This is a genomic window from Aeromonas sp. ASNIH4 (genome assembly GCF_002934425.1).
Classification (GTDB): Bacteria; Pseudomonadota; Gammaproteobacteria; order Enterobacterales; family Aeromonadaceae; genus Aeromonas; species Aeromonas hydrophila.
In genome coordinates this window covers 1,526,009-1,548,407 of the sequence record NZ_CP026217.1, presented here as the reverse complement: position 1 = coordinate 1,548,407, position 22,399 = coordinate 1,526,009, and the positions used below count along the sequence as shown (strand labels likewise).

The window sequence follows — 22,399 nt, the reverse complement described above, 5'->3', positions numbered from 1 at the left end:
GCAAGATTTGGGGATGGTCGAATGACACAGACATTCTACAATGCCAACACAAAAAGGTAACGACTCAGGTTTGCAAGCCACTTCACAACTTGGGCACGGCAGACCGGTTGACAAAAACGATATGGTTTCGAGAGATACTTCTTGCTTGCCAGCTCGCCGACCCCCTCACAGGAGCCTCCAGTGCACACCGTATTCTATGTTTCAGACGGCACCGCCATCACCGCCGAAGTGTTCGGCCACGCCGTGTTGAGCCAGTTTCCGCTGGCCTTCGAGCAGATCACCATTCCCTTTGTCGAAACCCTGGAGAAGGCGCGCCAGGTACGGATGCGAATCGACGAGCAGTTCCGCCAGACCGGGGTACGCCCCATTTTGTTCCACACCATTGTCGATCATCAGGTGCGCGAGGAGGTGCTCAAGGCCCAGGCCAGCAGCCACGACTTTCTCAACACCTTCGTCAGCCCGCTGGAACACGAGCTTGGGGTAAAGGCCGAACCTAGGCTGCACCGCACCCACGGCATGGAGAACCGCAAGCTCTATGACGATCGTATCGAGGCAGTCAACTTCGCGCTGGCCAACGACGATGGCATCACCACCAAGGAGTATGAGGAGGCCGACATCATCCTGATCGGGGTCTCCCGCTGCGGCAAGACCCCCACCAGCCTCTATCTGGCGCTGCAGTTCGGCATTCGCGCCGCCAACTACCCCTTCATCGAGCAGGACATGGGGGTCCTGGATCTGCCGGCCGCCCTCAAGGCCAATCGCCACAAGCTGTTCGGCCTCACCATCGCTCCCCAGCGGCTGCACGAGATCCGCAACCAGCGCCGCGCCAACAGCCGCTACTCCTCGCTGGAGCAGTGCGAACAGGAGCTGGCCTGCGTCGAGCGGCTGTTTCGCCAGGAGGCGATCCGCTTCCTCGACACCAGTTCCCACTCGGTGGAGGAGATCAGCGCCAAGATCCTTGAGGCCACCGGCCTGCGCCGTCAGCTTTATTGAGCAGCACCGCCTGCCGGCAAGCTGACGACACGGCAAACGCCAATAAAAAAGCGCCGGATACAACCGTATCCGGCGCTTGTCGACTGGACCTCAGCGGGGCTGGGAGCCCGGGCGGTTCAGCTCTCTGTTGTTCATCAGCATGGCGTAGAAGTTGAGCACACCGTGACGCCGGCGTACCCGCTCGGTCAGCCAGAGGGCCGGTAGCAGGCCGATGGCACCGGCGATCAACAAGACCGTCCGCAAGTGCATCACCAGATAATCATCACCCTGCACGGCCCACACCAGCAGACATCCTGCCGCCATGGTCAGCAGCAGGGGCGAAAGCCACACGGTGAGCCACAGCGCGACGGCCAGCAAACTGCCAATAATACGTTGCATGAAGTGCATCCTTGTTGCAAAGGAGGCTTCATAAAACAGGAATTGCCGATAGAGTCAACCAAACCGCGCCCAACTGCTCACAATACAACCAACCACTTCCCTGCCAGCTTCACCGCTCCCTAAAAACCTGTCTTTTGCCGAAAAAACCAGCGAATGATGAGGAAAACAGGTGCATCAGCGATGGATTATCACTATTCTGCTTCCGTTGGTAGTCGCCATAAAAAACAGAAAGCGACTCACTGTAACGAAATAAATACGGATTTCGTCACGTTTCAGGCACGCTTTGCCGTGCACGGTCACATGGAGTGACCCGACGGGCGAGATGACAGACGAATGATTTCAGAAGACGTAAGGAAGGAAGAATGGATCTTCAACAAAACGGCGAGGAGCTGAAACGCGGTTTGAAAAACCGCCATATCCAGCTCATCGCGCTGGGCGGCGCCATCGGCACCGGCCTGTTTCTCGGCATTGCCCAGACCATCAAGATGGCGGGCCCCTCCGTGCTGCTTGGCTATGCCATCGGTGGTTTTATCGCCTTCCTGATCATGCGCCAGCTGGGCGAGATGGTGGTGGAAGAGCCGGTAGCCGGCTCCTTCAGCCACTTCGCTTACAAATACTGGGGTGACTTCGCCGGCTTTGCCTCCGGCTGGAACTACTGGGTGCTCTACGTGCTGGTGAGCATGGCCGAGCTGACCGCGGTGGGCATTTATGTCCAGTACTGGTGGCCCGAGATCCCGACCTGGATGTCGGCGGCCTTCTTCTTCGTGTTGATCAACGCCATCAACCTCTCCAACGTCAAGGCGTTTGGCGAGATGGAGTTCTGGTTTGCCATCATCAAGGTGGTGGCCATCATCGGCATGATCGGCTTTGGCGGCTACCTGCTGGCCAGCGGCAACGGCGGCCCGGACGCCAGCGTCAGCAACCTGTGGGCCCAGGGCGGCTTCTTCCCCAACGGCATCAGCGGTCTGGTGATGGCGATGGCGGTGATCATGTTCTCGTTTGGCGGGCTCGAGCTGGTCGGCATCACGGCTGCCGAGGCCGACAATCCCGAGAAGAGCATCCCCAAGGCCACCAATCAGGTGATCTACCGGATCCTCATCTTCTACATCGGCGCCCTGGCCGTGCTGATGTCCCTCTACCCCTGGGGCAAGGTGGTAGAAGGTGGCAGTCCCTTCGTCATGATCTTCCATGCACTGGACAGCAATCTGGTGGCAACCGTGCTCAACATGGTGGTACTGACCGCAGCCCTGTCGGTTTACAACAGCTGTGTCTACTGCAACAGCCGCATGCTGTTTGGTCTGGCCAAGCAGGGCAACGGCCCGCGCAGTCTGCTCAAGACCAACAAGAGCGGGGTGCCGGTGGTGGCCATCTCCGTCTCCGCCGCAGCAACCCTGCTGTGCGTACTCATCAACTACCTGATGCCGGGCAAGGCGTTCGAGCTGTTGATGGCGCTGGTGGTTTCCGCCCTGGTCATCAACTGGGCCATGATAAGCCTGGCGCACCTGAAGTTTCGCAAGAGCAAGCAAGCCGAAGGCGTGGTTCCCAAGTTCAAGGCGTTCTGGTACCCGTTCGGCAATTACCTCTGCCTTGCCTTCATGGCCGGCATCCTGGTCATCATGTACCTGACCCCGGGCATCCAGATCTCGGTACTGCTCATTCCGGTCTGGATCATCGTGCTGGCCATCGGCTATCAGTTCAAGCAGAAGCGCCGGGCTCGCGTCGCGGCCAACCTGGGCTGATGGCATCAGCCTCATCCCCCTCAAAAGCCGGTCACTGACCGGCTTTTTTTCTACCCGGATATTACCCCTGCAGGCTGCCACCGCCCGCCTCCCCCTTCCAGCCCGCCATGACCATGTGAGCACGCTGGCCATCGCCAGCCCTCTCTCTTTGGCAAGCATCCTTGCTCGTCTAAAAACAACAAGCCCGAGACAGAGCGCTCGGGCTTGTTGCAAAAAGGCAGGTAGAAAACCGCGCAGGATTATTCCAGCAGGAAGACGGCTTCCACGTTGTCCGTGATGGTGATCTGCTGCTGTTGGTAGCTGTTTTCCATCATGTCGGCGGCAGGTGCCATGGCGGCAGCCTTGAGGGCCCGGCTGTAGATCGGCATGGGGCTATTGTTGCGGTACTCGACGCTGTAAACCTTGCCGAGTTTCATGCCAAACGCCTTGGCCAGAGACTCAGCCTTGGTTTTGGCATCTTCAACCGCTCCGAGACGCGCCTGCTCCTTGATGGTTTGCGGCGCCTTGAGCCCGTACTCAATCTGGGACACGGATTCCAGCCCGGCCTTGAGTGCGGTGTCCATCAGCTCGCTCAGCTTGTCGAGTTGATAGAGTTTGACCGCAAGCTGGCGCTGGGCACGGTAGCCCACCAGTTCCGGCTTCTTGTTCTGCGGATACTGGTATTCCGGAGAGATCACCAGATTGCCCGCCTCAACGTCGCTGCGCTTGATGCCCAGCCCTTCCAGCTGGCCAAAGAAAGCGGCAACCTTGCCATCCACCTGCTGCTTGGCCTTGATGCCCTGTTTTTCCAGCGCCGTCACGGAGACATTCAGCGTCAGCATGTCGGGCTCGGCTTTTTGCTCGGCATAACCGCTCACCACCAGATGGGGGGCTTGCGGCACTTCAAGGGCAAACAGGGGTGCACTGATAACCAGGGCTGACAGGGTAAGCAGGGGACGCCACATAAAAAAAGACCTCAATCTATTGGAGTGAGGTCATTATGCCCGTCGTCGAATGGGATTCATATATCGTGCAACGGCGGGATCTGATCCAGCACCTGATTGGTCATATCGATATTGATGCTGATCTCGCCACCCGGCAGCCCCTGATGAGCAGCAGCCAATGGTGTGGCGCTGCGGGAACCCAGCAGCACGTCATCATCAAAATGGAAGGAGTCCCACGACAGAACATGTCCGGCCAGCGGAGCTACCGGCTCCGTCATCGTGGTGGTCACCAGAGGAGCACAGTCGATGTTGTCGGAGTGGCCGAGCAGATCCTGCAGGCACACATCGCTCAAACTCTGCAACGTATACTCCTGCTGCCCCTGTTCATGACCAACCAGCACCATCATGTGGGGTGGGGCGGCATCGAAGGCTGGCGTAAATGAGATAGTGGCCGCCGCAAAGTCCACATTCAGTGAACCAGCAACCTCGCCATCATCGCTCTCCAGATCCATCGCATCAATCCGATCACCCGCCATCGTGGCGTGATAGCCAAACTGGCCGGTACAGGTAATGCTGCCCTGCCCGTCCCAGCTATAGCGAATGCCATCGATATCGACCCAATTAAATGACTGCATGGTGACCCTCTCCTGTACTGCTGCTATCTTAGCCGCCCCCTCAGTCAAAAAACAGGGGCCAGGTATTACCCGGCCCCCTTGGCTGGTTACGGATCAACCTTGAGGTTGCCGTCATCCAGCAGTTGCTTGATGATGTCGTGGTTGGTCGTCAGCCCACCGCTGTGATCCAGATCCAGGCTACCCTGGAACTGTACCGTCAGTTGTGAACCACCACTGGTAAGACCATTTGTATCAATGGTCAGCTTGTTGGTTGCAGTATCAAACTTCAAGTAGTTGTCCAGCGCCGTCGCCAGATCGTTGTTGTTGGCTGCCGAGGGAACACCAACCAGCAGATCCGACAGATCCAGTACATCGCCACCGCTGGTCGGATTACCCAACGTAAAGTCGGTAATCTTGTCGGTACTGCCATCCGCATCGCCAGCAAGCCACTTGAAGGTATCGCTACCGGCACCACCCGTCATGGTATCGCTACCCAGACCACCGATCAGCAGATCCTTGCCATCGCCTCCTTGCAGTATGTCGTTGCCAATCCCGCCTATCAGGGTATCGTCGCCAGCTTCCCCGTAGAGCGTGTCGTTGCCGCTGCCACCATCCAGTACGTCGTTGCCCTTGCCACCGACCAGGGTATCCTTGCCACCCATTCCGTACAGCAAGTCATCACCATCACCGCCAGACAAGATGTTGTCCAGACTGTTGCCCGTGATGCTGTCACCGAAATCAGACCCGATGGCGTGCCCTTGCGTGCTGTTGAAGGTCACATTCACACCGCTGGCAGAATTGTCGTAGTCCAAGGTAAACGGTGCTTCCGGCAGCAGGCTAAGACCAATGTTGCTGTGGACTGCATCACCATCTCCATCCGTCAGCGTGACCGGCAGCTGCAAACTGACCGGGATCCCGGGAGTGGCGACACTGGAACCGAAGTCCCCAATCTTGAAGTCACTCCCGGCCGCATAATGGAATTCCAGGCTGTTATAGCCATCCGCGGTGTAGGCCGCCAGCTTGGTATTGGACACAACCCCTACCACAGTCGCGGCATATGCAACGCCAGAGGTGGGATCATCGTCAGTAAAGTTGACTGTAAAGCTGCGGCCTCCCACCGCCACAGTCTGGGACATGCCTGCACCGATGCTGACGATCCTGGTTGAACCGTTGAAGCTGATTGCAACGGCGGTCAGCGACTCCTTGTTGCCATCGCCAATATCGTTGTCACTATCGACATCCTGACGGGCAACCACTTTTACACTGGAACCACCGCTGCTGATTGATGTGAACAGGGCGGAAGCGCCATTCACATCGTAGTGGGCTTCAAAGGCATGGGTCTGGTTGGCCAGGTTGCCGTAAGACCCACCACTGACCGGATTACCTGTCAGGTCGATGACAAAGTCGATCCGCATCGCCTCACCAGATCCAACCGATGCCCCACTGCTAATCCCCCCCGTATTGGCAGAGGTGTTTACGGTGCCACCATCCGCACCATTGGTCATCGCCGTCAACAGCAGATCCTTGCTGTTGTCATTCGCAATCGTATTAAAACCGGCCCAGGAAGCATTACCACCGACGAAGTTGTAATCACCACCATTGAAGTCGATCGTGGTCTGTCCGCCATCGACCTCACCAATCATCTGAACCTGATAGGTCCCGGATGCCGGCTGCAGGGTAGCAATGAACACAGTACCCGCCGCTGTTGCGGCAGTCAGCGTAATGCCATCCGAAGACAAGGTATAGGTGACAGGCAAACCGCCTGAGGTCATGCCACTGCTGCTGCCATTCAAGCTGCTGTCGAACCGGATTGAACCACCATCCCCCCCGTAGTTGTTGGACAAGGAGCCATCACCATCCAGCAGGAAAATGCCAGTCACCCCGGACTGATTCAGCATGACACCCATGGCCGGCGTCATGACAACCGGCACATCGTCCTCAACCTGCACGATGAAGTCGCGAACCAGTGTCACATTATCCACCCCTTCGTGGGCCGTGATCGCACTGGACAGATTCAGCGCCTTCAGTTCCAGATCGTTGCCATCAGCCAGGGCATGATCAATCGGGCCCTGCAGGGTAAAGGTGTAATCACCATCAGCCTCGACAGCCAGCGTGAAGATGGGTTTGCTGCCTGCCACTGCAACCAGGGTATCGACTCCGACACCGTGGATGATGCTGTAGGTAATCGCCACACCACCGGAGGTCAACGCAGGCAAACCGGCTGTACTGCCGACGCCGAAGTTGACGCCGATACTGTCGACCACCATATGGGCCAGAGAGCCTGCAACCGTGGTCAGGGTCGGGTTGTTGCCAGGCAGACCGGCAGGCAGGCCATCTTCGAACACGGAAGCCGTGATCGGGGTGGTATCCAGTACCAGTATCTTCAACAGGGCGCTGGAGGTGTCTCCATCGGCATCCACAATGGTGTAGGTAAAGGTCTCCTGTGTATCGACGGCCACATCATTGGGCGGAGTATAGGAGTAGGAACCGTCCGCATTCACTGTCAGATGCCCACCCAGAGGTGTAGTGATGGGGCCGGTCGTTCCTCCTTGCACCAGGAAGGTCACCACATTGCCATTCACACTGTCGGCAACCCCGACATAAGCGGCCGGATTGCTGACGGTAAAGCTGACCTGCAATACGGTCACGGGGGTATCGGCACCGGCACTGTCCACACCGGCACTGGCATCCACATCCGTGATCACATTGCCGGTAGCTGGCGGCGGCACGGTGGCCTGGAGTGTGGCGTCCAGGTCATAGATGTTGTTGACCAACGTGACGGCATCCCCATGATCCTCCACCAGACCAAGCTGAGCGATCGCCGTCGCATTGCCACTGACGTTCAACCCCACCGCGTAAACCTCAACATTGTTGCTGTTCACAAAGCTGGTCCAGCCAGCCGGTACATTCCCCTCGTTGGGAGCACCATCCGACAGGAAATAGACCTTGGTTTCATACCCAGCCAAAGCGGGGTTCGCCAGATCCGCTGTCAATTGATTCTGCGCCAATACGAGTGGTGCGTTGTAGTTGGTACCGCCACCATCTGTCGGCAAACCGGAAATACTGGCCTTGGCCACATCAGGATCGCTGGTTTGCGGGATCAATACTGCTCCACTAGCAAAATCAATGACCGTGAAGACCAGCGGCACACCCAGCGCCACATAGGAGTCGATCATGTGGTTTAGTGCATCCTTCGCCAGTTCCAGGCGATTTTGCGAACCATTTGTCGACGTACCGATCTGCCACAACATGCTGCCTGATGTATCGATGACCATCACCAGGTTGAAGGGGGGCAACCCTGCTTCGGGGATAACGACGCTGTTGTCTTTGGCTGTAGGTACATCGTCTTCGAACCGGATGTTGCCACCAAGGTCCGCACTCACCGTACCGGTCGCGGTGTCGTTGTCACCATCCACCACCGTCACGGTCGCACTCAGCAGTACCTTGCCATTGGCCAGGCTGATGAGGTTGTTGTCGTTGCTGTTGTCCACGTCCTCCGGCAGATGGTCCAGCTCCGCCGACTGCGTCTGCGTCACCGTGCCATTGCTCGCCACGCTGATGCGGAACACCTCCCCAGCCGTGGTCGAGCCAACGATGTCGCTGCCCACCTTGGTCAGGGTGATGGCCAACCCATTGCTGGTCAGCCCGCTGTTGCTGTCAGTCACGCTCAGGCTGTAGCCGCTCACCGTGGTGGTGCCCGCACCGTCCGCGCCATAGCTCGGCACCGCCGCCGCCAGGAATGCCGCCGCAAAGCTGCCGGTCGCCGTGTCACTGGCCGACCCGATGGTCTGTGCATCCTGGGTAGTCAGAGTGATGCCACCGTCTACCACCGCGTTGATGGTCACGCTCGGTACGTCGTCCTCGAAGCTGATGTTGCCACCAAGGTCTGCACTCACTGTCCCGGTCGCGGTATCGTTGTCACCATCCACCACCGTCACCGTCGCACTCAGCAGCACCTTGCCATTGGCCAGGCTGATGAGGTTGTTGTCGTTGCTGTTGTCCACGTCCTCCGGCAGATGGTCCAGCTCCGCTGACTGCGTCAGCGTCACCGTGCCATTGCTCGCCACGCTGATGCGGAACACCTCCCCGGCCGTGGTCGAGCCAACGATGTCGCTGCCCACCTTGGTCAGGGTGATGGCCAACCCATTGCTGGTCAGCCCGCTGTTGCTGTCAGTCACGCTCAGGCTGTAGCCGCTCACCGTGGTGGTGCCCGCACCGTCCGCGCCATAGCTCGGCACCGCCGCCGCCAGGAATGCCGCCGCAAAGCTGCCGGTCGCCGTGTCACTGGCCGACCCGATGGTCTGTGCATCCTGGGTAGTCAGAGTGATGCCACCGTCTACCACCGCGTTGATGGTCACGCTCGGTACGTCGTCCTCGAAGCTGATGTTGCCACCAAGGTCTGCACTCACTGTCCCGGTCGCGGTATCGTTGTCACCATCCACCACCGTCACCGTCGCACTCAGCAGCACCTTGCCATTGGCCAGGCTGATGAGGTTGTTGTCGTTGCTGTTGTCCACGTCCTCCGGCAGATGGTCCAGCTCCGCTGACTGCGTCAGCGTCACCGTGCCATTGCTCGCCACGCTGATGCGGAACACCTCCCCGGCCGTGGTCGAGCCAACGATGTCGCTGCCCACCTTGGTCAGGGTGATGGCCAGCCCATTGCTGGTCAGCCCGCTGTTGCTGTCGGTCACGCTCAGGCTGTAATCGCTCACCGTGGTGGTGCCCGGACCGTCCGCGCCATAGCTCGGCACCGCCGCTGCCAGGAACGCCGCCGCAAAGCTGCCGGTCGCCGTGTCACTGGCCGACCCGATGGTCTGTGCATCCTGGGTAGTCAGAGTGATGCCACCGTCTACCACCGCGTTGATGGTCACGCTCGGTACGTCGTCCTCGAAGCTGATGTTGCCACCAAGGTCTGCACTCACTGTCCCGGTCGCGGTATCGTTGTCACCATCCACCACCGTCACCGTCGCACTCAGCAGCACCTTGCCATTGGCCAGGCTGATGAGGTTGTTGTCGTTGCTGTTGTCCACGTCCTCCGGCAGATGGTCCAGCTCCGCTGACTGCGTCAGCGTCACCGTGCCATTGCTCGCCACGCTGATGCGGAACACCTCCCCGGCCGTGGTCGAGCCAACGATGTCGCTGCCCACCTTGGTCAGGGTGATGGCCAGCCCATTGCTGGTCAGCCCGCTGTTGCTGTCGGTCACGCTCAGGCTGTAATCGCTCACCGTGGTGGTGCCCGGACCGTCCGCGCCATAGCTCGGCACCGCCGCTGCCAGGAACGCCGCCGCAAAGCTGCCGGTCGCCGTGTCACTGGCCGACCCGATGGTCTGTGCATCCTGGGTGGTCAGGGTGATGCCACCGTCCGCCACCGCATTGATGGTCACGCTCGGTACATCGTCCTCGAAGCTGATGTTGCCACCAAGGTCTGCACTCACTGTCCCGGTCGCGGTGTCGTTGTCACCATCCACCACCGTCACCGTCGCACTCAGCAGCACCTTGCCATTGGCCAGGCTGATGAGGTTGTTGTCGTTGCTGTTGTCCACGTCCTCCGGCAGATGGTCCAGCTCCGCTGACTGCGTCAGCGTCACCGTGCCATTGCTCGCCACGCTGATGCGGAACACCTCCCCGGCCGTGGTCGAGCCAACGATGTCGCTGCCCACCTTGGTCAGGGTGATGGCCAGCCCATTGCTGGTCAGCCCGCTGTTGCTGTCGGTCACGCTCAGGCTGTAATCGCTCACCGTCGTGGTGCCCGGACCGTCCGCGCCATAGCTCGGCACCGCCGCTGCCAGGAACGCCGCCGCAAAGCTGCCGGTCGCCGTGTCACTGGCCGACCCGATGGTCTGTGCATCCTGGGTGGTCAGGGTGATGCCACCGTCCGCCACCGCATTGATGGTCACGCTCGGTACGTCGTCCTCGAAGCTGATGTTGCCACCAAGGTCTGCACTCACTGTCCCGGTCGCGGTGTCGTTGTCACCATCCACCACCGTCACGGTCGCACTCAGCAGTACCTTGCCATTGGCCAGGCTGATGAGGTTGTTGTCGTTGCTGTTGTCCACGTCCTCCGGCAGATGGTCCAGCTCCGCCGACTGCGTCAGCGTCACCGTGCCATTGCTCGCCACGCTGATGCGGAACACCTCCCCAGCCGTGGTCGAGCCAACGATGTCGCTGCCCACCTTGGTCAGGGTGATGGCCAACCCATTGCTGGTCAGCCCGCTGTTGCTGTCAGTCACGCTCAGGCTGTAGCCGCTCACCGTGGTGGTGCCCGCACCGTCCGCGCCATAGCTCGGCACCGCCGCCGCCAGGAATGCCGCCGCAAAGCTGCCGGTCGCCGTGTCACTGGCCGACCCGATGGTCTGTGCATCCTGGGTAGTCAGAGTGATGCCACCGTCTACCACCGCGTTGATGGTCACGCTCGGTACGTCGTCCTCGAAGCTGATGTTGCCACCAAGGTCTGCACTCACTGTCCCGGTCGCGGTATCGTTGTCACCATCCACCACCGTCACCGTCGCACTCAGCAGCACCTTGCCATTGGCCAGGCTGATGAGGTTGTTGTCGTTGCTGTTGTCCACGTCCTCCGGCAGATGGTCCAGCTCCGCTGACTGCGTCAGCGTCACCGTGCCATTGCTCGCCACGCTGATGCGGAACACCTCCCCGGCCGTGGTCGAGCCAACGATGTCGCTGCCCACCTTGGTCAGGGTGATGGCCAGCCCATTGCTGGTCAGCCCGCTGTTGCTGTCGGTCACGCTCAGGCTGTAATCGCTCACCGTCGTGGTGCCCGGACCGTCCGCGCCATAGCTCGGCACCGCCGCTGCCAGGAACGCCGCCGCAAAGCTGCCGGTCGCCGTGTCACTGGCCGACCCGATGGTCTGTGCATCCTGGGTAGTCAGAGTGATGCCACCGTCCGCCACCGCGTTGATGGTCACGCTGGGGCCGTCATCCTCGAAGCGGAACACGCCGTTGGCGCCCAAGTCCACCGCCGCACTGGCGCTATCGCCATCGGCATCCGTCACGGTCTGCACCAGGGTCAGCACGCCCTGACCCAGCGTCAGCGCCACGCTGTCATCCGCATTGGTGGTGTCGCCGTGCCAGACGTTGTCCAGCAGGGCCAGGGTCACTTCACCGGTGGTCGGGTTGATGGTCAGGGTGAAGTAGTCCACCCCACCCGTGCTGCCAGTGATGACGTTGCCCACCTGATTGAGCACGATGGCAGCACCCTGGCCGTTGGCTGCGGCCGGATCGACCGCATACAGGCCGCTCGCCACGTTGCTGCCGGTCAGCGCCAGGCTGTAGCCGATGCTGCCCGCCCCGTCGGCCCCAAAGGCCGGGTTGAACTGGGCCTGCACATTGGCCGCACTCAGGGTGGCACTGGCCACCCCGTCGCTGCCGACACCGCCCAGGCTGACCAGGCTTTCATCCACGGTCGCACCCAGGCTCGGCGCTTCCACCGCCAGCCCGGCCCGCGGGCCGTCATCCTCGAAGCGGAACACACCGTTGGCGCCCAAGTCCACCGCCGCACTGGCGCTATCGCCATCGGCATCCGTCACGGTCTGCACCAGGGTCAGCACGCCCTGACCCAGCGTCAGCGCCACGCTGTCATCCGCATTGGTGGTGTCGCCGTGCCAGACGTTGTCCAGCAGGGCCAGGGTCACTTCACCGGTGGTCGGGTTGATGGTCAGGGTGAAGTAGTCCACCCCACCCGTGCTGCCAGTGATGACGTTGCCCACCTGATTGAGCACGATGGCAGCACCCTGGCCGTTGGCTGCGGCCGGATCGACCGCATACAGGCCGCTCGCCACGTTGCTGCCGGTCAGCGCCAGGCTGTAGCCGATGCTGCCCGCCCCGTCGGCCCCAAAGGCCGGGTTGAACTGGGCCTGCACATTGGCCGCACTCAGGGTGGCACTGGCCACCCCGTCGCTGCCGACACCGCCCAGGCTGACCAGGCTTTCATCCACGCTCGCCCCCAGGCTCGGCGCTTCCACCGCCAGCCCGGCCCGCGGGCCGTCATCCTCGAAGCGGAACACACCGTTGGCGCCCAAGTCCACCGCCGCACTGGCGCTATCGCCATCGGCATCCGTCACGGTCTGCACCAGGGTCAGCACGCCCTGACCCAGCGTCAGCGCCACGCTGTCATCCGCATTGGTGGTATCGCCGTGCCAGACGTTGTCCAGCAGGGCCAGGGTCACTTCACCGGTGCTCGGGTTGATAGTCAGGGTGAAGTAGTCCACCCCACCCGTGCTGCCAGTGATGACGTTGCCCACCTGATTGAGCACGATGGCAGCACCCTGGCCGTTGGCTGCGGCCGGATCGACCGCATACAGGCCGCTCGCCACGTTGCTGCCGGTCAGCGCCAGGCTGTAGCCGATGCTGCCCGCCCCGTCGGCCCCAAAGGCCGGGTTGAACTGGGCCTGCACATTGGCCGCACTCAGGGTGGCACTGGCCACCCCGTCGCTGCCGACACCGCCCAGGCTGACCAGGCTTTCATCCACGCTCGCACCCAGGCTCGGCGCTTCCACCGCCAGCCCGGCCCGCGGGCCGTCATCCTCGAAGCGGAACACACCGTTGGCGCCCAAGTCCACCGCCGCACTGGCGCTATCGCCATCGGCATCCGTCACGGTCTGCACCAGGGTCAGCACGCCCTGACCCAGCGTCAGCGCCACGCTGTCATCCGCATTGGTGGTATCGCCGTGCCAGACGTTGTCCAGCAGGGCCAGGGTCACTTCACCGGTGCTCGGGTTGATGGTCAGGGTGAAGTAGTCCACCCCACCCGCGCTGCCGGTGATGACGTTGCCCACCTGATTGAGCACGATGGCAGCACCCTGGCCGTTGGCTGCGGCCGGATCGACCGCATACAGGCCGCTCGCCACGTTGCTGCCGGTCAGCGCCAGGCTGTAGCCGATGCTGCCCGCCCCGTCGGCCCCAAAGGCCGGGTTGAACTGGGCCTGCACATTGGCCGCACTCAGGGTGGCACTGGCCACCCCGTCGCTGCCGACACCGCCCAGGCTGACCAGGCTTTCATCCACGCTCGCACCCAGGCTCGGCGCTTCCACCGCCAGCCCGGCCCGCGGGCCGTCATCCTCGAAGCGGAACACACCGTTGGCGCCCAAGTCCACCGCCGCACTGGCGCTATCGCCATCGGCATCCGTCACGGTCTGCACCAGGGTCAGCACGCCCTGACCCAGCGTCAGCGCCACGCTGTCATCCGCATTGGTGGTATCGCCGTGCCAGACGTTGTCCAGCAGGGCCAGGGTCACTTCACCGGTGCTCGGGTTGATAGTCAGGGTGAAGTAGTCCACCCCACCCGCGCTGCCGGTGATGACGTTGCCCACCTGATTGAGCACGATGGCAGCACCCTGGCCGTTGGCCGCGGCCGGATCGACCGCATACAGGCCGCTCGCCACGTTGCTGCCGGTCAGCGCCAGGCTGTAGCCGATGCTGCCCGCCCCGTCGGCCCCAAAGGCCGGGTTGAACTGGGCCTGCACATTGGCCGCACTCAGGGTGGCACTGGCCACCCCGTCGCTGCCGACACCGCCCAGGCTGACCAGGCTTTCATCCACGCTCGCACCCAGGCTCGGCGCTTCCACCGCCAGCCCGGCCCGCGGGCCGTCATCCTCGAAGCGGAACACACCGTTGGCGCCCAAGTCCACCGCCGCACTGGCGCTGTCGCCATCGGCATCGGTCACGGTCTGCACCAGGGTCAGCACGCCCTGACCCAGCGTCAGCGCCACGCTGTCATCCGCATTGGTGGTATCACCGTGCCAGACGTTGTCCAGCAGGGCCAGGGTCACTTCACCGGTGCTCGGGTTGATAGTCAGGGTGAAGTAGTCCACCCCACCCGCGCTGCCGGTGATGACGTTGCCCACCTGATTGAGCACGATGGCAGCACCCTGGCCGTTGGCCGCGGCCGGATCGACCGCATACAGGCCGCTCGCCACGTTGCTGCCGGTCAGCGCCAGGCTGTAGCCGATGCTGCCCGCCCCGTCGGCCCCAAAGGCCGGGTTGAACTGGGCCTGCACATTGGTCGCACTCAGGGTGGCACTGGCCACCCCGTCGCTGCCGACACCGCCCAGGCTGACCAGGCTTTCATCCACGGTCGCACCCAGGCTCGGCGCTTCCACCGCCAGCCCGGCCCGCGGGCCGTCATCCTCGAAGCGGAACACACCGTTGGCGCCCAAGTCCACCGCCGCACTGGCGCTGTCGCCATCGGCATCGGTCACGGTCTGCACCAGGGTCAGCACGCCCTGACCCAGCGTCAGCGCCACGCTGTCATCCGCATTGGTGGTATCACCGTGCCAGACGTTGTCCAGCAGGGCCAGGGTCACTTCACCGGTGCTCGGGTTGATAGTCAGGGTGAAGTAGTCCACCCCACCCGCGCTGCCGGTGATGACGTTGCCCACCTGATTGAGCACGATGGCAGCACCCTGGCCGTTGGCCGCGGCCGGATCGACCGCATACAGGCCGCTCGCCACGTTGCTGCCGGTCAGCGCCAGGCTGTAGCCGATGCTGCCCGCCCCGTCGGCCCCAAAGGCCGGGTTGAACTGGGCCTGCACATTGGTCGCACTCAGGGTGGCACTGGCCACCCCGTCGCTGCCGACACCGCCCAGGCTGACCAGGCTTTCATCCACGGTCGCACCCAGGCTCGGCGCTTCCACCGCCAGCCCGGCCCGCGGGCCGTCATCCTCGAAGCGGAACACACCGTTGGCGCCCAAGTCCACCGCCGCACTGGCGCTATCGCCATCGGCATCCGTCACGGTCTGCACCAGGGTCAGCACGCCCTGACCCAGCGTCAGCGCCACGCTGTCATCCGCATTGGTGGTATCGCCGTGCCAGACGTTGTCCAGCAGGGCCAGGGTCACTTCACCGGTGCTCGGGTTGATAGTCAGGGTGAAGTAGTCCACCCCACCCGCGCTGCCGGTGATGACGTTGCCCACCTGATTGAGCACGATGGCAGCACCCTGGCCGTTGGCCGCGGCCGGATCGACCGCATACAGGCCGCTCGCCACGTTGCTGCCGGTCAGCGCCAGGCTGTAGCCGATGCTGCCCGCCCCGTCGGCCCCAAAGGCCGGGTTGAACTGGGCCTGCACATTGGTCGCACTCAGGGTGGCACTGGCCACCCCGTCGCTGCCGACACCGCCCAGGCTGACCAGGCTTTCATCCACGCTCGCACCCAGGCTCGGCGCTTCCACCGCCAGCCCGGCCCGCGGGCCGTCATCCTCGAAGCGGAACACACCGTTGGCGCCCAAGTCCACCGCCGCACTGGCGCTGTCGCCATCGGCATCGGTCACGGTCTGCACCAGGGTCAGCACGCCCTGACCCAGCGTCAGCGCCACGCTGTCATCCGCATTGGTGGTATCACCGTGCCAGACGTTGTCCAGCAGGGCCAGGGTCACTTCACCGGTGCTCGGGTTGATAGTCAGGGTGAAGTAGTCCACCCCACCCGCGCTGCCGGTGATGACGTTGCCCACCTGATTGAGCACGATGGCAGCACCCTGGCCGTTGGCCGCGGCCGGATCGACCGCATACAGGCCGCTCGCCACGTTGCTGCCGGTCAGCGCCAGGCTGTAGCCGATGCTGCCCGCCCCGTCGGCCCCAAAGGCCGGGTTGAACTGGGCCTGCACATTGGCCGCACTCAGGGTGGCACTGGCCACCCCGTCGCTGCCGGCACCGCCCAGGCTGACCAGGCTTTCATCCACGGACACTGCGCCCAATCCTTCAGAATTGGTAGTAAGGGTGACACTGGGAACATCATCCAGAATGACCACATCCAGGCTCCCGCTGGTATTGTCACCATCGGTATCAACCAGTACAACGCTGAAACTCTCGCTAAGCGAATTGTCATTGGCAGGTTGAGTGTGGGTTTCACTCCCTCCCAAGGTGTAGCTGTAGTTCACGCTACCAGTGCCGGTCACGGGATTGTAATTAATGCCGGTAACGATCAATTGATTACCAAGTGGGCTGGTAATGGTTTGTGGGAAGGCTGTAACAGCTTGCCCATTGGTGACCAAGGCGACACCTCCCAGTGTCAGACTCTGCACACCATCGGCTGCACTGAAGGTAAAAGTACCGCTCTGAGTCACAGCGGCTGCATTCGGATTACTCCCTCCTGCCAATGAGGATTCATTTAATGTCAGTTCTCCGCCCTCCAGCTGCAGACCGGCAAGCTCAACCGGCTCATCAACAGGAGTGATCGTGATAGTCAGTAAGGACTGTACTGAATCTGTACCATCTGTGACGGTATAACTCACCGCCGGGACAGGGCCGTCATAATTGGTGGCAGGCGTAAACTGATAACTGCCATCTGCATTGACCAGCAGGGTACCGACCCCTGCCAGAGTGACGGGGGTGCCCAGAGTCGTGTTGGCAACCCCACCCCAGCTAAATCCGGTGACAGTAGCAGCCTGGGGCCCATCATTATCGACGGTGTTGTCAAGCAAATTGCCCGATACCGTCGCATCCTCCGTCACCACGACGTTCTCACCCTGATCAGCAAGATCATTGACTGGCGTGATAGTGAGTTCCAAGGTGGATTGGACCGTATCGGTGCCATCGGTAACCGTGTATACGACAGGGGGAACAGCACCGTCGTAGTTGGGAGCCGGAGTGAATGTGAAGCTGCCATCGCCATTGACGACAAGCGTACCGATCCCGTCGATTGTCACACTGGTTCCGACAGCCACATTGGCGTTGCCTCCCCAGCTGAAGAGCAGAACAGACGCAGCTGACGGCCCATCGGTATTGACCGTGTTATCCAGCAAATTGCCATTCAATACACCGTCTTCCGCAACAACCAGCTGCTCGCCCTGATCCGTCAGTTCATTGACCAGCAAAGGCTCTACTACTTGTTGTGTATCTACAACCGGCTCTGTCTGATATGTGGTGTCAAAGCCTGCGGCAGCAATGGTTGCATCACCAATACGGTCAATGGTGACAAAGCCACCATTGCCACTGGCGCCGGCTACACCACCGATCCCGCCACCACCACCGGCGGCAGGTGCCCCACCGGCAGCAGAAGCTTCAAAGTTTTGTGTCGGGTCTACCCCTTGCAGAATTGATTTTTGCAATGCAGCGATATCAGGAGAAGCCGCAGTACCCGCATCAGGGGCTTGAGGTTGACCAGGGGCTGGTGCGTCATGAGCAGGAGCATCTGGAGTAGCAGCGGCAGGGGAATCGTCATAGGGAGCCAATACCAGTTTGGCGTCATCTGCAATATTAAGCTTGGCTCCCGGCTGGAGGATCTCGCCTTTTTGCAATGGGCGGCTGCTTCCATCAGCCAGCACGATTTGAACACTGCCTTCAATGGAAGAGACCACAACCGTTTTGTCGATGATTTGAGTGCGCATATCCTTTGCTCCAACGTGACAGATCTCGATGTCTACACCATAGATGTCTGTACGCTTCGCATCCGTTGCAAAAATGTATTGGATTTGTTCCGTCTTGGGGGAATGCAAAGTATTAAATCGAAGGGTCTTTTTTATAATGTCAAATCAATCACTTGGTGGCGGCTCAAGCGAATCTCAAACAGAGAGGTGCCCTAAAAATACCTATTCTTATTCATCTTTAGAATAAAAAAAGGGCCCTTATGGGCCCCTTTTGATTTGATAACGTTCAAGCCAGTGGGAATGCGGGATGAACAAAACCCTGATAACCATCGATATGCAATTTAGCAAGCAGCTCAACCTGATGTTGATCTTCCACCCGGGTCGCAATGGTTGTGACGCCTGCATTGTGAGCGGCGCGGCACACTGCTGCCAAGAAAGAGGTATCCGCCCCCGGCTCCATCACCTGACTGGTATAGCCATGATCAACCTTGACATAGGCTGGAGCCAGCTCTTCCAGATATCCCAGTGACTGGAAGTGACGTCCATAATGATCCACGCCCCACTGGAATCCATGTTCCTGCAAGGCCTTAACCAAGGCGGTGACATGATCTTTATGCTTCATGATGGCGGCTTCCGGGATTTCAAACAGCAGCCGTTCTTGCAGCTCGGTATGATCCGTCAGATAGCCGGTCAACCACGCCCTGAACTCATCGGAACACAGCGAGCCAGCGGTAATATTGACCGCCAAGACCAGATCCGCCTGTTGCTGGAGCAATGGAATAGAAGCTTCAAGTATCGCCTGATCGAATTCGCCGCCCAATTTGAACTGTTCGATGGCAGGCAAGAATTGACCGGCAAAATAATCAGTGCCATCACGAGAAATAGAGGCAAACAATTCCGCATGCAAACGAACGCCGTTATCAAATCGGCAGGCAGGTTGCGCCTTGAAGCGCCACAAGTGCCGAGCGATGGCGTCTTGTACCAGATCGCGCCAAGCCAGACGTCCCATCAGTCCTTGATCAACACCGCCCTCCATGACTACTGCACCACGACGTTCATTACGCGCTTTGCCCAAGGCGTTGTCGGCCTTGGTCAGCAACGCTGACAAATCATCATTACCATCGCGCCCTGCAATACCGATAACGGAGAGTGCACCGCCCTCACCCATGGGGTTCACAACCAGGTCGGCAATGCGACTATTGATCACTTCCGCCAAATCTTTCAGCTGGGCCAGATCATCGGTAGGACACAGCAAGGCATATTCCGTGGCCGAAATCCGCGCCAGTGCCGACCCATCCCAGCCTTTCAGCTGCTCCTTTAGAGCCTGTGCTATCGACTTGACCATGTTGTCGCGAGCGGCAAACCCCTCCTCACGGTACAGGTCATCCAGCATATCGACAGCGACCAGCATGACGCCGCCTTGTCCTGCCTCGGCAATCCATGCGTTTACCTGACCCACGAAATAAGCACGGTTGCCCAAGCCGGATACAGCGTCCACATAAACCCGCTCCCGCAATTTTTCAGCCTCATCAGCCTGTTCCTTGAACTGCAGGGCCAGCTTGCTGGAAAGTGTATTGATGGCTTGTACCACCTGTTTCAATTCATGGGTCTTGGGTTCAGGAATGGCATGGCCAAAGTGGTGCAGTTCGATCTCCACCGCCTGCTCGCAGATCTGCTTGAGCGGCTTGAGCAAATAATTGAGCGCACGCATCAACAAAATGGTGGTGATGAGAAAACCTATCAGAAACCAGCTCGCCAGTTCGCTCATACCACGCCACAACTCGTAGTAGGCTTGCCCGGGGTGACCAACAACCTTCAATTTGCCCAGTTGCAGCCAGCCAGAGGTCAGAATCGATTCGTTGGATACTTCCGGAAACAGGCCCAAATTAATGAACCACTGCGGCACCCCCTGAATATTGTTGGTATTTTCCTGCTCAATGACATCCTTGGAAGCCAACAAGTCCAGACGGACCAAGCGATAATATCCCCCATCAAATATCGCCTGGATGACGGATTCAGCCCCCACCTTGTCACCATTTTCCAGATAAGGTGTCAACGCCAATCCCAGGGATGTGGCGGTGTTGATGACTGTGGTTTCCTGCTGCTGCGCCAGATAGGTACGAGTCGAGTTGAATTGCACCCAATAGGTGGCTGCAAATAACAACCCGAACAGGATCAACATGGTGGCCAGTAATTGTCTGTAGAGCGTCATAGGTTAATCATCCAAATTCAACACAGGCTGAGCCAATCGCCCCGAAGTCATGCGATTGCGTAAATCATTCCATAATCCCAGGCGTGAGGACTGTCCAGCCAGTTCCCCTTGACCACGCGCCTTCATCAACCACAAGTGACTACCGTTAAAGCTGTATATCGGCATCAGATCCCGGCGCTGGCTGGCTGGCCGGATCGACCCAATCAAGTTATCCAAAATCACGGGGACTGAGGATGGCGTGTCATAGTAAGCAACCACCATATGAAACTGGTTGTAATCCAATGCCTTGACATAGACCATCCGCATTTTTTCATCCGGCACCCCCAATTCCAGCAGGGTAAAGTACTTTGAAATGCTGAAGTCTTCACAATCACCACCCGCCGCGCCTAAAAATTCCAACGGGGTCGCCCAATAGTCTTTTTTGCGCCACAACTTGATGTCGTCGATAAAACGCATCTGGTTGAAAAACTGGTTTACCTTCTCCAGTTTCTGACGGTCTGTCAGACCGGCGGCACGATTCTGCATGACCAGCGTACGCCAAGTCGTGACCCGTTTGCCGGCTCTGACACCGTATGTTTCCTGTGCCCGCTGTACCAGTTTGAGATCTTCGGGGGTAAGAGGCTGGCTGGCAGAAAGCAGCAAAGGCAGAGAAACCAACAGCAGCCAGAGAGACCAGCGCAACCAGCGCGCGCGCAAAAACGGAGCCAAGCCGAAGCTTGACGCCATGCCGACACTGCCTGCCCGATACTGCTCAGTCACATGCATCTTCAAAAGATCCATTGGCTGTTACAACGCTGGCCAGAAGTGGCCGTCAGAGACAAGGGATGGCGGCAGCCCGGCTGCAGCCATCCCTTTCACTCGCATCAAACCTGATGCGCACTCCATTACTGTTTAGCTTGCCAATCGGCGGGCTGCTTCACATTAAACGCATTGAGCAGACTACCAGTGGCATTGAGGATCCGATAATCCGCCAACAAGGAGTCGTACTCGGCCGTGATGTAGCTGCGACGGGCCTCAAACAGTTCGTTCTCGGTGTTCAGTACGTCCAGCAAGGTACGCTGGCCCAATCCGAACTGCTTCTTGTACGCCTGTACAGTGTCATAGCTGGCATCCACGTGCTCTTTCAGGAAGGTCTTCTGTTTGGTCAAAGACTCTTTGGCGTTCCAGGCCAGGCGGGTTCCCTCTTCAACCTGACGGAAAGCATTCATATGAATATCTTTCGCCTGGGAATAGAGAGCGGACGTCGCCTTGCTCTGCGCCAGATCGGAACCACCACGGAACAGGTTGTAACGCATGCGCACCATGGCGGTCAGATCGTCATTGCGTCCCTTGACTGCATCAATGTCCTCGTTCCAGTTCTGATCCACTTCAAACGTGACGTTGGGATAAAAACCGGACTTGGAGCCTTCATGCTGATACTTGGCGGCTTCGATATCCTGCAAGGATGACAGCAAGGTCGGATGCACCTCGGTCGCCGTCTTCAAGGCGGCATCCAGGCTGCTCGGAATGAGCTGAGCATCCGGCACCGGCTGTACCAAATCTTTTGGCATCTCGTTGACTACCCGGATGAACTCGCTCTCGGCATCCCGGTAGTTGTTTTCGGCAGCCGCCTGATTGGCATAGGCTCTGGCGACACGACCATCAATCTGAGTCTGGTCTGCCGTGGATCCCAAGCCTGAATCGGTCCGCTTGCTGATGTCGCTGCGGATCTGCTCGTGAGTTTCCAGGTTCTGTTTAGACAGCTCCAGGATCTCCTGCTGACGCAGCATGTTGAGGTAAACCTCAGCCACGCGCAGGGCTGTATTCTCCGCCTCGGAGATCATGGCCAGACGCTGAGCATTGGCTTCGGCATCGGTACGAGCCACGTTGCTGCTGACGTTGAAACCATCAAACAGCATCTGGCGCAGGCTGATACCCGCCTCTTTACGGGTCATGGAGTCATCGATAGTGGTCGAGTTCGCATCGGCCGCACGAGTTGACGGGCTGTCAGTTTTCTCATAGCCAACACCGCCACGCAGATCGATGGTGGGATAGTAACCACCTTTGGCCCCATCATGCTGATACAGTCGCGCCTGATAGAGATCAAAAGCTTCCTTGATTTTGGGATGGGTAGCCAGTGACTGTGCCACTGACTGTTCCAGTGTTTGGGCCTGGGTAAGGCCCGGGAACAGCACGGCGCCACTTACTAACATGGCAACAATCGTCTTCTTCATGGTATCTCCAG

The 22,399-nt window shown here is 59.9% G+C and carries 10 protein-coding genes and 1 pseudogene; 3 read left to right on the top strand and 8 right to left on the bottom strand.

What is annotated here, in order from left to right; genetic code table 11:
- Window positions 1–180 precede the first annotated feature (180 nt).
- On the top strand, window positions 181–993 hold the full coding sequence (gene ppsR, locus C2U40_RS07195; RefSeq protein WP_005302533.1) for a posphoenolpyruvate synthetase regulatory kinase/phosphorylase PpsR: 813 nt from the start codon (window positions 181–183) through the stop codon (window positions 991–993).
- A 90-nt stretch (window positions 994–1,083) separates the two neighbouring features.
- Here ppsR and C2U40_RS07190 read toward each other — a convergent pair whose 3' ends face one another.
- A complete protein-coding gene (locus C2U40_RS07190) occupies window positions 1,084–1,371 on the bottom strand; it encodes a hypothetical protein (RefSeq protein WP_017407966.1) in 288 nt (95 codons plus the stop codon).
- Window positions 1,372–1,733: 362 nt separating this feature from the next.
- Here C2U40_RS07190 and C2U40_RS07185 point away from each other — a divergent pair, with 362 nt between their 5' ends.
- A complete protein-coding gene (locus C2U40_RS07185; RefSeq protein ID WP_039213294.1) occupies window positions 1,734–3,110 on the top strand; it encodes an amino acid permease in 1,377 nt (458 codons plus the stop codon).
- 239 nt (window positions 3,111–3,349) lie between these two features.
- On the opposite strand, the gene C2U40_RS07180 is transcribed toward C2U40_RS07185, so the two are convergent.
- The 4 genes and pseudogenes from C2U40_RS07180 to C2U40_RS26470 form a co-directional block, all read right to left on the bottom strand.
- Entirely contained in the window at window positions 3,350–4,054 is a 705-nt protein-coding gene (locus tag C2U40_RS07180) for an SIMPL domain-containing protein (RefSeq protein ID WP_029300114.1), read from the bottom strand.
- 56 nt (window positions 4,055–4,110) lie between these two features.
- A complete protein-coding gene (locus C2U40_RS07175; protein WP_103828138.1) occupies window positions 4,111–4,668 on the bottom strand; it encodes a hypothetical protein in 558 nt (185 codons plus the stop codon).
- 86 nt (window positions 4,669–4,754) lie between these two features.
- The gene (locus tag C2U40_RS26705; RefSeq protein WP_104467480.1) at window positions 4,755–16,343 is read right to left on the bottom strand and encodes a DUF5801 repeats-in-toxin domain-containing protein; all 11,589 of its coding nucleotides are present in this window, start codon (window positions 16,341–16,343) and stop codon (window positions 4,755–4,757) included.
- A gap of 546 nt (window positions 16,344–16,889) precedes the next feature.
- A pseudogene (locus C2U40_RS26470) lies at window positions 16,890–17,921 on the bottom strand (retention module-containing protein); the annotation flags it as partial.
- Here C2U40_RS26470 and C2U40_RS26700 point away from each other — a divergent pair.
- A complete protein-coding gene (locus C2U40_RS26700; RefSeq protein ID WP_233768841.1) occupies window positions 17,811–18,179 on the top strand; it encodes a hypothetical protein in 369 nt (122 codons plus the stop codon). The pseudogene C2U40_RS26470 and the gene C2U40_RS26700 sit on opposite strands and share 111 nt — an antisense overlap.
- A 70-nt stretch (window positions 18,180–18,249) precedes the next feature.
- Here the strand turns inward: C2U40_RS26700 and C2U40_RS07150 are convergent, their stop codons facing one another.
- The 3 genes from C2U40_RS07150 to C2U40_RS07140 form a co-directional block, all read right to left on the bottom strand.
- Window positions 18,250–20,175, bottom strand: a complete 1,926-nt coding sequence (locus C2U40_RS07150) for an EAL domain-containing protein (RefSeq protein WP_016351162.1) — start codon at window positions 20,173–20,175, stop codon at window positions 18,250–18,252.
- Window positions 20,176–20,178: 3 nt separating this feature from the next.
- The gene (locus tag C2U40_RS07145) at window positions 20,179–20,901 is read right to left on the bottom strand and encodes a transglutaminase-like cysteine peptidase (RefSeq protein ID WP_024945793.1); all 723 of its coding nucleotides are present in this window, start codon (window positions 20,899–20,901) and stop codon (window positions 20,179–20,181) included.
- A 158-nt stretch (window positions 20,902–21,059) separates the two neighbouring features.
- The gene (locus C2U40_RS07140) at window positions 21,060–22,388 is read right to left on the bottom strand and encodes a TolC family outer membrane protein (RefSeq protein WP_103829121.1); all 1,329 of its coding nucleotides are present in this window, start codon (window positions 22,386–22,388) and stop codon (window positions 21,060–21,062) included.
- Window positions 22,389–22,399: the final 11 nt, after the last annotated feature.

What these genes read in the sequence shown, in the direction of transcription:
- C2U40_RS07175 (WP_103828138.1), bottom strand. Translation starts at nt 4,668, where the DNA reads ATGCAGTCATTTAATTGGGTCGATATCGATGGCATTCGCTATAGCTGG.
- C2U40_RS07190 (WP_017407966.1), bottom strand. Translation starts at nt 1,371, where the DNA reads ATGCAACGTATTATTGGCAGTTTGCTGGCCGTCGCGCTGTGGCTCACC.
- C2U40_RS07185 (WP_039213294.1), top strand. Translation starts at nt 1,734, where the DNA reads ATGGATCTTCAACAAAACGGCGAGGAGCTGAAACGCGGTTTGAAAAAC.
- C2U40_RS07145 (WP_024945793.1), bottom strand. Translation starts at nt 20,901, where the DNA reads ATGGCGTCAAGCTTCGGCTTGGCTCCGTTTTTGCGCGCGCGCTGGTTG.
- C2U40_RS07140 (WP_103829121.1), bottom strand. Translation starts at nt 22,388, where the DNA reads ATGAAGAAGACGATTGTTGCCATGTTAGTAAGTGGCGCCGTGCTGTTC.
- C2U40_RS07150 (WP_016351162.1), bottom strand. Translation starts at nt 20,175, where the DNA reads ATGACGCTCTACAGACAATTACTGGCCACCATGTTGATCCTGTTCGGG.
- C2U40_RS07180 (WP_029300114.1), bottom strand. Translation starts at nt 4,054, where the DNA reads ATGTGGCGTCCCCTGCTTACCCTGTCAGCCCTGGTTATCAGTGCACCC.